Origin of the sequence: Trueperella sp., from assembly GCF_043424875.1 — a bacterium.
GTDB lineage: Bacteria > Actinomycetota > Actinomycetes > Actinomycetales > Actinomycetaceae > Trueperella.
In genome coordinates this window covers 13,620-27,275 of record NZ_JBHWPL010000074.1, presented here as the reverse complement: position 1 = coordinate 27,275, position 13,656 = coordinate 13,620, and the positions used below count along the sequence as shown (strand labels likewise).

Annotated in this window: 11 protein-coding genes; 9 read left to right on the top strand and 2 right to left on the bottom strand. The window is 63.6% G+C overall.

Annotation, left to right across the window (positions count from 1 at the left end):
• Nucleotides 1–8: 8 nt before the first annotated feature.
• The 9 genes from ACHFFR_RS06790 (at nucleotide 9) to pheT (ending at nucleotide 11,374) form a co-directional block, all read left to right on the top strand.
• Nucleotides 9–869 carry a TrmH family RNA methyltransferase gene (locus ACHFFR_RS06790; RefSeq protein WP_394263509.1) on the top strand — a complete coding sequence of 287 codons (861 nt, stop codon included), beginning with the start codon at nucleotides 9–11 and terminating at the stop codon, nucleotides 867–869.
• 168 nt (nucleotides 870–1,037) lie between these two features.
• On the top strand, nucleotides 1,038–1,616 hold the full coding sequence (locus ACHFFR_RS06785; protein ID WP_394263508.1) for a 2-oxoacid:acceptor oxidoreductase family protein: 579 nt from the start codon (nucleotides 1,038–1,040) through the stop codon (nucleotides 1,614–1,616).
• Nucleotides 1,609–2,868, top strand: coding sequence for a pyruvate ferredoxin oxidoreductase (gene porA, locus ACHFFR_RS06780; protein ID WP_394263507.1), 1,260 nt, complete (start codon nucleotides 1,609–1,611; stop codon nucleotides 2,866–2,868). Before ACHFFR_RS06785 ends, porA begins: the two co-directional genes overlap by 8 nt.
• Nucleotides 2,869–3,951 carry a thiamine pyrophosphate-dependent enzyme gene (locus ACHFFR_RS06775; RefSeq protein ID WP_394263506.1) on the top strand — a complete coding sequence of 361 codons (1,083 nt, stop codon included), beginning with the start codon at nucleotides 2,869–2,871 and terminating at the stop codon, nucleotides 3,949–3,951.
• Nucleotides 3,948–5,606, top strand: a complete 1,659-nt coding sequence (locus ACHFFR_RS06770) for an NAD(P)-binding protein (protein ID WP_394263505.1) — start codon at nucleotides 3,948–3,950, stop codon at nucleotides 5,604–5,606. The genes ACHFFR_RS06775 and ACHFFR_RS06770 overlap by 4 nt, the downstream gene beginning before the upstream one ends.
• A gap of 3 nt (nucleotides 5,607–5,609) precedes the next feature.
• Nucleotides 5,610–6,707, top strand: coding sequence for an NADH:flavin oxidoreductase/NADH oxidase (locus ACHFFR_RS06765; RefSeq protein ID WP_394263504.1), 1,098 nt, complete (start codon nucleotides 5,610–5,612; stop codon nucleotides 6,705–6,707).
• A gap of 22 nt (nucleotides 6,708–6,729) precedes the next feature.
• Complete coding sequence (locus ACHFFR_RS06760; protein WP_394263503.1) at nucleotides 6,730–7,557, top strand: SGNH/GDSL hydrolase family protein; 828 nt, start codon at nucleotides 6,730–6,732, stop codon at nucleotides 7,555–7,557.
• 146 nt (nucleotides 7,558–7,703) lie between these two features.
• On the top strand, nucleotides 7,704–8,789 hold the full coding sequence (gene pheS / locus ACHFFR_RS06755) for a phenylalanine--tRNA ligase subunit alpha (protein WP_394263502.1): 1,086 nt from the start codon (nucleotides 7,704–7,706) through the stop codon (nucleotides 8,787–8,789).
• Complete coding sequence (gene pheT, locus ACHFFR_RS06750; RefSeq protein ID WP_394263501.1) at nucleotides 8,789–11,374, top strand: phenylalanine--tRNA ligase subunit beta; 2,586 nt, start codon at nucleotides 8,789–8,791, stop codon at nucleotides 11,372–11,374. Before pheS ends, pheT begins: the two co-directional genes overlap by 1 nt.
• 103 nt (nucleotides 11,375–11,477) lie before the next feature.
• Here the strand turns inward: pheT and ACHFFR_RS06745 are convergent, their stop codons facing one another.
• Both ACHFFR_RS06745 and ACHFFR_RS06740 read right to left on the bottom strand, forming a co-directional pair.
• Complete coding sequence (locus ACHFFR_RS06745) at nucleotides 11,478–12,539, bottom strand: 2-dehydropantoate 2-reductase N-terminal domain-containing protein (protein WP_394263500.1); 1,062 nt, start codon at nucleotides 12,537–12,539, stop codon at nucleotides 11,478–11,480.
• The gene (locus ACHFFR_RS06740; RefSeq protein WP_394263499.1) at nucleotides 12,539–13,486 is read right to left on the bottom strand and encodes a sugar-binding transcriptional regulator; all 948 of its coding nucleotides are present in this window, start codon (nucleotides 13,484–13,486) and stop codon (nucleotides 12,539–12,541) included. Before ACHFFR_RS06740 ends, ACHFFR_RS06745 begins: the two co-directional genes overlap by 1 nt.
• Between the last annotated feature and the right edge of the window lie 170 nt (nucleotides 13,487–13,656).

Here is a 13,656-nt window from a genome sequence, read left to right as displayed (position 1 = left end):
ACTCACAGGTGCCACGAAAGTACGTTGCCGAACGAACAGGCCAGATAGCAAAGGTGATTGGCCTGCACCAGCGCCGTCAGCGCGAGCGCTTCGGGCAGGCGCTCATTGAGGGCCCACAGGCCGTGCGCGAGGTGCTCATCCACGCGCCTGATCTCATCCGGGATCTGTACGTCACCGATGCGGGCCTTGCGCATCACCCCGATATTGATGGACTTGCGCAGCGGCTTGACCCGTATACGCACGTCGTCGACCCCCGAATCTTCGCGCAGATGAGCGAGGATGCCCAGGGTTGGCTCGCCGTTATCAACACGCCGAGCGCTCAGCGCGTCGAGGACTTTTTCGACGCCGGTTCGCGGCTCGTCGTCTGCCTTGTCGAATCAGACGACCCGGGCAATCTCGGGACCATCATTCGAACGGCAGACGCCGCCGGCGCTGATGGCATCCTGCTCGGGCAGGGGAGCGTGGAGCTGTTCAATCCCAAGGTCGTCAGGTCCTCCGTTGGCTCCGTTTTTCACCTGCCAATCATGACCGGCGTCGACCCCGAACATGTGGCCGCACTCGCGCAGAACGCCGGCCTTCAGATTCTGTGTGCGGATGGGACGGGCAGCGCAGACCTGTTCGATCTGGCGAATATTCACGGAAGCGGCGGCGAGGGGTCGAAAGCCCCAGTTCTCAGCGCACCCACGATGTGGCTGATCGGCAACGAAGCACATGGATTTACCGACGAGCAGCTGGCCCTTGCCGACCACGCGATCCGCATCCCCATGTGGGGGCCGGCGGAATCACTGAATGCGGCGGTGGCCGCAAGCCTGTGCGTGTATGCCAGCGCGTCGGCCCAGCGGGGAGCCTCCGCCCAACGCATCGAATAAGGCGAGGCGACACCTCGGCGCCCGACGCCGGCCAAGCCGCGGCGCATAGGGACGTTAGTCCCAAACAGCTCGCCGCCTGAACAATTTTTTACGGTTCCGGGATTAGAAAAGCGGACCGTGACGAAAAGTGTCGCACGTCTCATTCGGGCCGACACTATGATGAAAGTCATGGTAGAGATTCGCATTCATGGCCGAGGCGGACAGGGCGTTGTGACAGCGTCCGATCTCGTCGCCATGGCAGCATTCGCGGAAGGCCGCCACGCCCAAGCCTTCCCATCCTTCGGATCGGAACGAACGGGAGCGCCCGTCGTCGCCTATTGCCGAGTCAGAGAAGAAGAGATCCGCACGCGCGAGCCCGTGCTCGAGCCCGATCTACTCATCGTTCAGGATCCGACGCTCCTTGGCATTATCGACGTCTTTTCGGGCCTGAATCCGCAGGGTTACGTGCTGATCAACTCCTCCAAGCGCAGCGCCGAGCTCGGACTGACCGAGCGTCAGGAATCGATGCCAAAGGGCCACTTCATGACGATCCCGGCAGCCGACATCGCCCGCAAGCACACGGGTCGAACCGTTCCGAACGCGGTGCTCCTCGGCGCCGCCGCCGCACTGACGGGCCTGTACAAGATGGAATCCGTCACCCACGCGATCATGGAGCGATTCCCCGGCAAGGTGGGCGAGATGAACGTCGCCGCCGCACAGGAAGCATACGAATTGGTGAACTCGAAGAGAGAGGCGCTCCATGCTTAAGCAAATTGAAGGTTCGCAAGCGGTCGCGCAGACTGTTGCGGCGTGCCGCCCGGGCGTCGTCGCCGCCTATCCGATTTCGCCGCAGACGCACATCGTGGAGGCCCTGTCCGCGCTCGTCAAGGACGGGACGCTGGAGAACTGCGAGTACATCAACGTCGAATCTGAGTTTTCCGCGATGTCCGCCTCGATCGGCGCATCCGCCGTGGGCGCACGCGCATACACGGCGACGGCGTCTCAGGGACTTCTCTACATGGTGGAGGCGGTCTACAACGCCTCCGGCCTCGGTCTGCCGATCGTCATGACGGTGGCGAACCGCGCGATCGGCTCGCCGATCAACATTTGGAACGATCATTCGGACACGATGTCCCAGCGCGATTCGGGCTGGCTCCAGCTCTATGCCAAGGATAACCAGGAGGCCGCCGACCTCCACGTGCAGGCCTTCCGCATCGCCGAGGAGCTCTCGCTCCCTGTCATGGTGTGCATGGACGGATTCATCCTCACCCACGCCGTGGAGCAGGTGGACGTTCCGGACCAAGACGACGTCGATCGCTTCCTGCCGCCGTACGAGCCGCGCCAGGTCCTCGACCCGGCCGACCCGATTTCCATCGGCGCGATGGTCGGCCCCGAGGCGTTCACCGAAGTCCGCTACCTCGCCCACCACAAGCAACTCGACGCACTGGAGCTGATCCCGAAGGTTCAGCAGGAGTTCAAGGAGGTCTTCGGGCGCGATTCGGGTGGCCTCATGCACGAGTACAAGTGCGATGACGCCGAGACGATCGTTGTATGCCTCGGTTCCATCACGGGAACCCTGCGCGACGTCGTCGACCAGCGCCGCGAGGGCGGGGAGAAGATCGGCGTGCTCTCGCTCGTCGCGTTCCGCCCGTTCCCCTCGGCCGAGGTTCGGCGCGTGCTGGAAAAGGCGGATCGCTTCGTCGTCCTCGAAAAGGCGTTCTCGGTGGGAATCGGCGGCATCGTCTCCTCGCACTGCCGAGCGGCGTTGCGCGGGCAACGGTTCGAGTGCCACGAGCTCATTGCCGGGCTCGGCGGCCGTGACATCACCGTCGAGTCGCTGCACAGGTATCTCGACAAGGCCGTGAAGAACGAGGTCGAGAACCTCACGTTCCTCGATCTGGATGAGGATCTCGTCCAGCGCGAGCTCGACCGCGAGGCGAACATTCGTAAGTCGGGTGCCATTCCCGAAAACATGCTGCGCGACTACGCGGAGCGTCTGGCAGAAACCAAGGAGGCGTAAATGACATCCGTCGATCTGCCCACGCCGGAATACCGCCAGACGGCCATTCCCTCGCGTGAAGAAGTCAAGTTCTACCAAGTCGGTTCGTTCGCCGTCGGAAACCGCCTGGTGGATGACAAGTATCAGTCCGTTCAGTCCGGCAAGTTCCGATTCAACTCGCTGACCTCCGGCCACCGCGCCTGCCAGGGCTGCGGCGAGGCGCTCGGCGCGCGCTACGCGCTCGATGCGGCCATGGCGGCCACGGATAACAACGTCATCGCCGTCAATGCCACGGGCTGCTTGGAGGTCTTTTCGACCCCGTATCCCGAGACCTCGTGGAACCTCCCGTGGGTTCATTCGCTGTTCGGAAACGCGCCCGCGGTGGCGACCGGCGCGCAGGCCGGCCTGAAAGCGCTCGGCAAGAAGGACGTGCGAGTCGTGGCACAGGGTGGCGACGGCGGCACCGTGGACATCGGCTTCGGCGCACTGTCTGGCATGTTCGAGCGCAACGACGACGTGCTCTACATCTGCTACGACAACGAGGCGTACATGAACACGGGCGTGCAGCGCTCGGGCGCGACGCCTCCGGCAGCGCGCACGGCCACCACCCAGCCGGTCGGCCCCGAACCCGGAAACAACTGGGGTCAGGGCAAGGATTTGCCGCGCATCGCGATGGCTCACGAGATTCCCTACGTGGCCACGGCGACTGTGGCGGATCTTCGCGACCTCGAGTACAAGGTGACGAAGGCGATGGGCATGCACGGTTCGCGCTACATCCACGTGTTCGTCCCGTGCCCGCTGGGCTGGGGCACCGCCTCGGATATCACCATCAAGATCGCGCGGTTGGCGACCCAGACCGGCCTGTTCCCAGTGTTCGAAGCCGAGAATGGAGAGGTGACCTCCGTGCAGAAGATACGCCGGCCCGTGCCGGTGGAGGACTACCTCAAGCCGCAGCGCCGATTCGCCCACCTGTTCAAGAAGGGCTCGGACCCGTCGGTCATCGCACGCGTCCAGGCGATGGCTGACCGCAACATCCGCCGCTACAACCTCATCGATGAAGAATCACTGGATGAATTCGTGAAGTACGAGGGAGACGACCAATGACAACCACCCAAGGCGCAGAAGAGATGCGCCCATTCGCCATCACCCTCGAGGTCGGCTCGTCGATGGACAACCTCACGGGTACGTGGCGATCCGAGCGGCCCATTTACGTGGATTTGCTCCCGCCGTGTAACAAGCAGTGCCCGGCCGGGGAGAACATTCAAAAGTGGCTCTATCACACGGAAGAGGGTGACTACGAGGCAGCCTGGCGCGAGATCATGGTCAACAACCCGCTTCCGGCCGTCATGGGGCGCGTGTGCTACCACTCGTGCCAGACGGCGTGTAACCGCGCCCAGGTCGATGAGGCCGTGGGCATCAACTCCGTGGAGAGGTTCCTTGGTGACAAGGCCATTTCGGAGGGCTGGAAGGTCGAGATTAATGCCGAGCCCACGGGCCAGAAGGTGCTCGTGGTTGGCTCCGGCCCCTCGGGACTGTCCGCCGCCTATCACCTCGCCCTTCTTGGCCATGACGTGACGATTCGCGATCAGGGCGATAAGCCCGGCGGCATGATGCGCTATGGCATCCCGTCCTATCGACTCCCGCGCGACATCCTCGACGCCGAGATCCAGCGGATTGCAGATATGGGCGTCACCTTCGAGCAGGGAACGCTCGTGACCGACGTCGAAGAGGCTCTCGAGGAATTCGACGCCGTCTTCACTGCTGTGGGCGCCCAGATCGGTAAGAACGTCAACGTCCCTGCCGCCGAAGCGTCGAAGATCATGGACGCCGTGGACGTGCTGCGTGACGTGGAAGAAGGCGGAACTGCAACTGGCGACGAGCGTCCGCTCCTTGGCCGCCGCGTGGTCGTTTACGGTGGCGGCAACACCGCCGTCGACGCCGCCCGCACAGCTAAGCGCCTCGGCGCCACCGAGTCTGTGATCCTGTATCGCCGCACACGTGACCGCATGCCCGCACACGATTCCGAAGTGACCGAGGCGGAGGAAGAGGGCATCACGATGCGCTGGCTCTCCACGGTCAACCACGTGGACGAGGAAACGATCAAGATCGAGAAGATGGAGCTCGACGAGAATGGCTTCCCCCAGCCCACGGGCGAATACGAGGAGCTCGCCGCAGATTCGCTGATCATGGCGCTCGGCCAGGAGTCCGATCTTTCGCTGCTCGACGGCGTGGAGGGAATCGAGATCGAGTGGGGCAACGTCAAGGTTTCCCCGCAAATGATGACCGGCCGTGAGGGAGTCTTCGCAGGTGGCGACATGGTGCCATCGGAGAAGAACGTCACGGTGGCCATCGGTCATGGCAAGAAGGCCGCCCGCTACATCGATTCCTGGCTCCGTGGCGGAACCTACACCCCACCGGAAAAGCATGGCGATGCCACGCTGGATCGGATGGAGACGTGGTACTACTCGGACGCACCGGCGAAGATTCGCAAGCGGCTCGAGGGTGCCCGCCGTTCATCGACGTTCGACGAGGTGGTCATTGGCCTGGACGAGGAGTCGGCGATCTTCGAAGCGCGCCGCTGCATGAGCTGCGGCAACTGCTTCGGATGCGATAATTGCTTCGGCGTCTGCCCGGACAACGCGGTGGAAAAGATCGCATCCGGTGTTTACGAATTCAAGTACGACTACTGCAAGGGCTGTGGCGTGTGTGCCGCAGAGTGCCCGTGCGGTGCCATCACGATGGTTCCCGAGGAGATCTAGCGAGTGCATCTGTTTGATCCCATCACGATCCGCGGGATCGAGATCCGCAACAGGATCTGGCTCCCTCCGATGTGCCAGTATTCGGCCGCGTCCGACGGGCGCGACCTCGGCCATCCGAACACCTGGCACTTCCAGCACTACGCCTCGCGCGCCCTCGGCGGGTTCGGCGTGGTCACGGTGGAGGCCACGGGCATCACGCCCGAGGGACGAATCTCCCCGCACTGCCTGGTGCTGAATAGCGCCGACGACGTCCCGGCCTTCGGCTACCTTGCTCAGCTCATTTCTGAGCACGGTGCGCTGCCGGCGATCCAGCTTGGTCACGCCGGGCGCAAGGCGTCCACGCAGGTGCCTTGGCAAGGCCGCTCCTACGTGCCACAGGAGGCCGGCGGCTGGCAGACCATCGCGCCGAGCGCGATCGCCTATGACGAGAACCTTGGCGTGCCACGGGAGATGTCGCGCGAGGAGATCAGCCAGACGATCGAGCAGTTCGCCCGTTCGGCTGAGCTCGCTGTGCGAGCCGGCTTTAAGGCCATCGAGCTGCACGCCGCCCACGGCTACCTCATTCACCAGTTCCTCACCCCCGCGTCGAATCATCGCGACGACGAGTGGGGTGGGATCTACGAGGGCCGCACGCGCTTCTTCAAGGAGGTCGTGCGTGCGGTGCGCTCAGCAATCGGTGATGTTCCGCTGTTTGCTCGCATCTCCGCCACCGATTGGCTCGCAGAGAATTTCGAGGAGCGCGACGGCGGGTACGGCTGGACGATCAAGGACACGATTAGGCTCGTCCAAGAGTCCCCGGAGATCGACCTGTGGAACGTCTCGAGTGGAGGCAACATTCCGGTGAGGATCCAAACCGGTCCGGGGTACCAGGTGCCCTTCTCCCGGCGAATCAAGGACGAGACGGGAGCCGTGACCGGCGTCGCCGGGCTTATCGCGAACGCGACTCAGGCGAGCGTCGTCGTCCACGACGAGCACGCGGACGTCGTCTACATCGGGCGCGTGGCGCTCCACGATCCGTACGTACCACGCCACTGGGCGACGCAGTTGGACGAGGATATCCCGTGGCCCAACCAGTATCTGAGGGGCTTCGGCGAACGCTGACCTGCGCGGATAGGGTGGAATAATGAGTATTCCGAAATACATTGCTGCTGCCTCAACAGGTGCCGCGGGCATGGCTGTACTCCGCAAGACGCGGGCGGTGCGCCGCCAGAACTCGCCCTTTCGCAGGTACTGGGAGCGCCACTTGGTGGCCACCCTCGCCAACCTCGACGCACGCGCGCGAGCGGGGGAGCCGCTGCCACTGATCTATGTGGCGTTCGGCGACTCGGCCGCGCAGGGGCTTGGCGCGGCAACGATTACCGAGGGCTACGTGCCGCGCATTGCCCAAGCGCTGGCGCGCGGGAGCGGACGCGAGGTCGCGCTTTTGAACCTGTCGCTGTCCGGCGGAACCGTACATTCGGTGCTCGGCACGCAGATCCCGCAGCTTGCTGGTCTGCGCATCGGGGGAGAGCCGATTCGCCCCGACGTCGTCACGGTCGATATCGGAAGTAACGACGTCGGTCAGGCGTGGGTGAGTACGGAATCGTTCACCGAGTCCTACCGCTTTATGGTGGAGGCCTTGCCGGCGGAGAGCTTCGTGCTCAACGTGCCTTCTTTTGGCTTGCTGGAGGCCGAGGAGAGGGCGGCGGCGTTTTCGTCGATCATTGACGCGCGGGCGGCGGAGGCGGGCCACCACGTCGTGGATATCCGCACAATCTCGCGCAGTATGCCGATTCGCACCTACATGTTCAGCTACCACGCACCGGACATGTTTCACCCGAACTCGCCCTGGTACGAGGTATGGGCGCAAGAGTTTACGAACGTCATCTGCGACGCGCGCGGCTGGCCGAGAATCGACGTGGCCACCCTCGAGGAGTGGTCGGGGCCGATTCCTATCGACAACGACCTCTAGGCGGACCGGTCGGGGCGCCGTCGTCGTGCGTGCGCACGGGTCGGCGATCGCACACTGGTCGCGAATCGCTCCGGCCGTGCCAGTTGATTAGACTATGACCGGACACCCGGTAGGCGAGATCCGTGCCGGGCAAGTGAAAGGTAAACATGACTCTCAATCCACTCGACGAGGCTGGAATTGCCCGGGCGGTTGATGATGCGAAGGTGGCATTTTCGACCGCGGCAAGTCTCGAGGAACTGAAAGAGGCACGTCTCGCGCACAGCGGTGACAACGCGCCCATCACGTACGCGAACATGCAGATCCGCAATCTCGATAAGGCTGACAAGCCGACGGCGGGTAAGCTGCTAGGCGGAGCGCGCAAGGAGATCCAGGCGGCTCTCGCGCAGGCGACGGAGCGTCTCGAAGCCGAGGATCAGGCGCGGGTTCTGCGCGAAGAGCGCGTGGACGTCACGGTTCCGACCCGCCGCGATCCGCAGGGCGCACGCCACCCGCTGCCCGTCCTTATGGAGGATATCTCCGACGTCTTCGTGGCGATGGGTTGGGAAGTCGCCGAAGGGCCGGAACTCGAGCACGAGTGGTTTAACTTTGATTCGCTGAACTTCGGGCCGGATCACCCGGCGCGTCAGATGCAGGACACGTTCTACGTGGAGGCCGTGGAGCGCGTGGGATCGGAGGAGGTCGAACGCGTAGCGGACACGTCCGGACTCGTCTTGCGCACCCACACCTCGCCCGTGCAGTCGCGCATCATGCTCGACAATCAACCGCCGATTTACATCGTGTGCCCGGGCAAGGTCTTCCGTACCGACGCACTCGATTCCACCCACACCCCGGTCTTCCATCAGATTGAAGGACTTGCCGTGGATAAGGGCCTCACGATGGAGCACCTCAAGGGCGCGCTCGATCACTTCGCGAAGTCGATGTTCGGCCCGGAGGCCAAGACGCGCCTGCGCCCGTCGTTCTTCCCGTTCACCGAGCCGTCCGCCGAGATGGATCTGTGGTTCCCGCAGAAGAAGGGCGGCGCCGGCTGGATCGAGTGGGGCGGCTGCGGCATGGTCAACCCCGAGGTTCTGCGCAACAACGGTATTGATCCGGCTGAATACACCGGCTTCGCTTTCGGCATGGGCATCGAGCGCACGCTCATGCTCCGCAACTCGATCGACGACATGCGCGACATGGTTGAAGGCGACGTTCGATTCTCCATTCAGTTCGGTACCACGGGAAGGGGCGCATAATGCCACGGATTCCAATCGATTGGCTCGCTGATCATGTCGCGGTACCCGCCGACCTCACAGCAGAGCAACTCGCAGCAGACCTCGTCAAGGTCGGCCTCGAGGAAGAAGAGATTCATCGCTCGGACGTCACCGGGCCGATCGTCGTCGGCAAAGTCCTGACCAATGTCAAGGAAGAGCAGTCGAACGGCAAGACCATCAACTACTCTCGCGTGGACGTCGGTTCGCACAATGACGCGCCCGGCGAGGGCAAGGAGACCTCCGATATTGACTCGCGCGGCATCATCTGCGGCGCGCACAACTACGAGGTGGGCGACTACGTCGTCGTCGCGCTTCCCGGTGCCATCCTGCCCGGCGACTTCCAGATTTCCGCACGCAAGACGTACGGCCACATTTCCGACGGCATGATCTGTTCCCAGCGCGAGCTTGGCTTGGGCGACGACCATTCGGGCATCATCGTTTTGGCAACCTCGGACGAGGAGGCAGCCGAGAAGGGCCTGCCGGCCGTGGGCGACGACGCGCTCGACTACCTCGGCCTGTCCGGCGAAGTGCTTGAAATCAACGTGACCCCGGATCGCGGCTACTGCTTCGCCATGCGCGGCGTGGCACGCGAGTACTCGCACTCGACCGGAGCGGCATTTGTGGATCGCGGGCTCGAGGAGAATTTGGCGAACGGCCTGCCGCCGGTCAACGGTGAGGGCTTTGCGGTGAAGGTCGACGACGAGGCGCCGATTCACGGCGTTCCCGGCTGCGATCGATTCGTCACCCGGATCGTTCGCGATGTTGATCCGCAGGCCCCGAGCCCGGCGTGGATGCAGGAGCGCCTCACGGAGGCCGGCATGCGCCCAATCTCACTCGCTGTGGACGCGACGAACTACGTCATGCTCGACCTCGGTCAGCCCCTGCACGCCTACGACCTCGACAAGCTCGTGGAGCCGATCGTCGTGCGCCGTGCGCGCGAGGGCGAAACCCTCGTGACCCTCGATGAACAAGAGCGTACCCTTGGCGGCGACGACCTCCTCATCACCGATTCCGAGGGTGGCGAAGGCGAGCGCGTAATCGGCCTTGCCGGAACGATGGGTGGTTTTGACACCGAGATCACCGCCGAGACCACGAACGTCATGATCGAGGCCGCGCATTTCGATCAGGTTTCCGTTGCCCGCATGGCTCGCAAGCACCGCCTGCCGTCCGAGGCGTCGAAGCGGTTCGAGCGCGGGGTTGATCCACGAATCGCGCCGATCGCCGCCCAGCGCGTGGCTGACCTCCTCGTCGAATACGGCGGCGGAACGATCGACGAGGCGAACTTTGACTACAACGTCACCGAGACTCCGGCGTCGGTTACCTTCGACGTGCGCGAGGTGGGCCGCCTGACCGGTCTTGATCTTCAGACGCCTCAGATCGTGTCCGTGCTGGAAGCGATCGGGTGCGTCGTCGACGAGGCGGCGGACGGGGTCAACCTGACCGTCACGCCTCCCACGTGGCGCCCGGACCTGACCGGCTCGGCTCACTACGTCGAGGAAATTGCGCGTCTCGTTGGATACGACGAGATCGAGTCCACGCTTCCGACTGCGCCCGCCGGCGAGGGGCTGACGACTGCCCAGCGCAACCGCCGCGACATCGCCCGCGCGCTGTCCGAGCAAGGGTGGACCGAGGTGCTGTCCTACCCGTTCATTTCCGCAGATGCGTTCGCCAAGCAGGGCATTGCCGACGACGACGATCGCCGCCTCGCCATCCGCCTGACCAACCCGTTGCAGGACGACGCTCCGTACATGCGCACGTCGCTCCTCGATTCGCTGCTGGAGACGGCGCGAATCAACGTCGCGCGCGGTAACCCATCGGTGGCGATCTTCGAGGCCGGCCTCGTGACGCGTCCCGCCGGTATTCAGCCGGGCGAGACGCCGGGGGTGGGCGAGCGCCCGAGCGACGAGGCGTTGACGACGATGCTTCGGACGATTCCGAACCAGCCGCACCACGTTGCGGGTGTGGCGATCCCGAGCGCCACTCAGGCCGTTGCAGGCTTCCCCGAGCAGATCTGGGATTGGCGCGATGCGATTGAGGCAGTCAAGGTGGCGGGCCGGACGATCGATCTTGAGCTGACGGTGAAGAATGCCGAGTACGCGCCCTTCCACCCGGGTCGATGCGCATCGGTTGAGCTGGGTAAGAAGGTCATCGGTTATGCCGGCGAGCTCGACCCGCGGGTGTGCAAGGCTTTCGAGCTTCCGGCGCGCTCGGTGGCATTCGAATTCGACCTGGACGCGCTGGTTGCGGCCCGCGGTTCAGAGCCGATTGCGATCCAGCCTGTCCTGACCACCCCGGCGGCGAAGGAAGATATCGCGCTCGTGGTCAAGGACTCGACCAACGCCGCTGCCGTCACAAACGTCATCAGGGACGCGGCTGGCGCGGTGCTCGAAGATGTCCGCCTGTTCGACGTCTATACCGGCGACCAAATCCCAGAGGGACAGAAGTCGCTCGCCTTTGCCCTGCGTTTGCGCGCCGACCACACGCTGAACAGCGAGGAAATCTCCGCGGTTCGCAACAAGGTCATCAAGGCAGCCCGTAAGGCGTTCGGGGCCGAGCTGCGAGCCTGATACGCGAAAGCGGGCCGTACGAAAACGTACGGCCCGCCCACGCGACTCCTAGGGGGGGGGACCTGTGATCCTTCGAGAAGGAGACGCTCCTAGGGAAGGAGTCCTATTTCATGCCACCGAAGAAGGTTTCGAACGGCATGTCGAGCGGAGCGTCGTGCTCGATGATTTGGTAGAGGTAGCGGCACAGCGGGAAATCTTCCGGCTCAATGACGCCACGCTCGGTTAGCGGCTCCATCGCTCCGCCGATCACGCGAATGGCGTTGACGCCCTCGAGCGTCACGCCCTTCATGAGTGAGTCGCGAACTTCGGAGAACGGCACGCCCTCGCCAACGAAGGTGCCCGCGCGGACGTTGCGGCCACCGGCCGACGTCACGTACATGTCGCCCACGCCCGCCAGGCCGTCGGCGGTCTCCGGCTCGCCACCCAGAAGCTTCATAAACTTGCGGATCTCGGTCTGGCCCTGGCCAAACACCGCGGCGTTGTAGTTGTGCCGCACGTAGCGGTCATCCTGCTTGCCTTCCTTGCGCAGCAGCCCCTGCCCGAGGCCGGCGGCGAACGCGTAAATATTCTTCGTGGCAGCGCCGATCTCGCATCCGCGGAAGTCCGTGGACGTCCACACGTGGTAGTAGTCCGTGCGGAAGAGGTCTGCGAGGTAGTCGAGGGATTCCTGATCCTCGCCGGCGAAGATGACCGACGTGTCGTGATGAACGGCGACCTCGCCCGCGATCGACGGACCGACGATGGCCGACCACGTCACGGAGTTCTTGAGATCCTCGTCGAAGTAGCTTTGCATGACCTCCGGAAGCAGGTAGAGGTTGCCGTCTTCGTCGGCTTCCATGCCCTTGGTGATGATGAGGACCTTCATTCCAGGCTTGACGAGCTTGGTGAGCTGTTCGGAGACCCAGTGCACGCCGAAGGAGTTGACGCCCGACATGGCGACGTCCGCGCCCTCGAATGCCTCGGCGGCGTCCTCGAGCTGGTAGGCGACAACCTTGTCGTTAACCTTGAGGTCGAGGTCCGGATGTACGCCGGTGGTCTGGATGGACTCGATGATGTCGCGGTCAAGGTGAGTGCCCACGAGGTTCACTTTGTGGCCGTTTTCGGTCAGCGGGAACGTCAGTGCGGTGGCCATGATGCCAGCGCCAAGAATTGCAATGGTAGCCATTATGTCTCCTTCGAGGTGATAGCCAAGACGCGCTCGGCCGTTGGGGTGTCAATGATGATGAGGTCTGCAAGACCAGCGCGAGCAGCCGCGACGAGCGCCTGAGCCTTGGCGGGCTCCCCGGCGACGGCGACCTTATGCTTAGCGCTGGCCAGTTGACTCAGCGGTAGGGCGATGGTGCGACGCTCAAGCTCAGCCGCAATCGGCTCGCCGTCGGCGTCGACGAAGTGGGAGAGGATGTCACCGACCGCTCCCATGTCACGAATCCTGTCGATGCTGTCGGAGGTGAGGAAGCCCGACTTCACGAGCACCGAATCCGTTGAGGCGGTTCCCGGTGAGTAAAAGATCGCATTGGCGGAGTGTGCGCCCTCGAGCACGTGGGCAACCGACGGCTCAGCCATGAGGTGCGGTCCTAGATCCGGATTCCCGACGAGCGCGGGAGCCGGAAGCGTGTACGCCGTGCCGTTTCCCTTATGCGCGATGGCCGAGACGGAGGAGGAGACTTCGTTATCACCCGCGTGCGTGGGCCCGCCGTTCGTCTGATAGACGACGACGCCGTTTGCCCAGTTCTCGTTCAGCGCCGCGGCAATGGCGCTCATGGTGCGTCCCCACGAAATGCCGAGGGTTCGAGGAGAGCGGTTGACGAGGTATTTAGCTGCCGCGCGAGCGGCTGCGGCCACGCCGTCGGTATTGTTCCCCGGAACGACGATCGCCTGGACACCGAGTTCGGCCGTGATCTGGCGCTCGAGGTGGTGAGTCTGCGCGCGCGGGTGATTAATGGAGATAGAGACGAGCCCAGTCTCGCGAGCTTCGTCGATGAGGCGTCCGATCGTCCAGCGCGTATAGCCAAGTTTGGTGCCGATGGCCTGCTGGGTGAGGCCCTCCATGTAATACAGGTAGGCAGCCTCGAACATGAGGTCGTCTCGCGATGCGCCTGATCCTGTTGCCATAAGGACATTCTGCCATGTGTGCAACTTATGTTGAAGAAAAATCTCAGTAGCGCTCATAAGTGCATAGGCGGACATGTTGTGGATGATGTACCGCTGCTGTGCTCTTGAATCCCATGGCTTCAGTGCCGGTGGCTGTACTCACAGTGGACTAAATTCCCAATTCATGCGGC

Excerpts from the sequence above, each read along its gene's own strand:
- ACHFFR_RS06785 (WP_394263508.1), top strand. The coding sequence starts at position 1,038 with ATGGTAGAGATTCGCATTCATGGCCGAGGCGGACAGGGCGTTGTGACA.
- porA (WP_394263507.1), top strand. The coding sequence starts at position 1,609 with ATGCTTAAGCAAATTGAAGGTTCGCAAGCGGTCGCGCAGACTGTTGCG.
- pheS (WP_394263502.1), top strand. The coding sequence starts at position 7,704 with ATGACTCTCAATCCACTCGACGAGGCTGGAATTGCCCGGGCGGTTGAT.
- ACHFFR_RS06770 (WP_394263505.1), top strand. The coding sequence starts at position 3,948 with ATGACAACCACCCAAGGCGCAGAAGAGATGCGCCCATTCGCCATCACC.
- ACHFFR_RS06775 (WP_394263506.1), top strand. The coding sequence starts at position 2,869 with ATGACATCCGTCGATCTGCCCACGCCGGAATACCGCCAGACGGCCATT.
- ACHFFR_RS06740 (WP_394263499.1), bottom strand. The coding sequence starts at position 13,486 with ATGGCAACAGGATCAGGCGCATCGCGAGACGACCTCATGTTCGAGGCT.
- ACHFFR_RS06745 (WP_394263500.1), bottom strand. The coding sequence starts at position 12,539 with ATGGCTACCATTGCAATTCTTGGCGCTGGCATCATGGCCACCGCACTG.
- ACHFFR_RS06760 (WP_394263503.1), top strand. The coding sequence starts at position 6,730 with ATGAGTATTCCGAAATACATTGCTGCTGCCTCAACAGGTGCCGCGGGC.
- pheT (WP_394263501.1), top strand. The coding sequence starts at position 8,789 with ATGCCACGGATTCCAATCGATTGGCTCGCTGATCATGTCGCGGTACCC.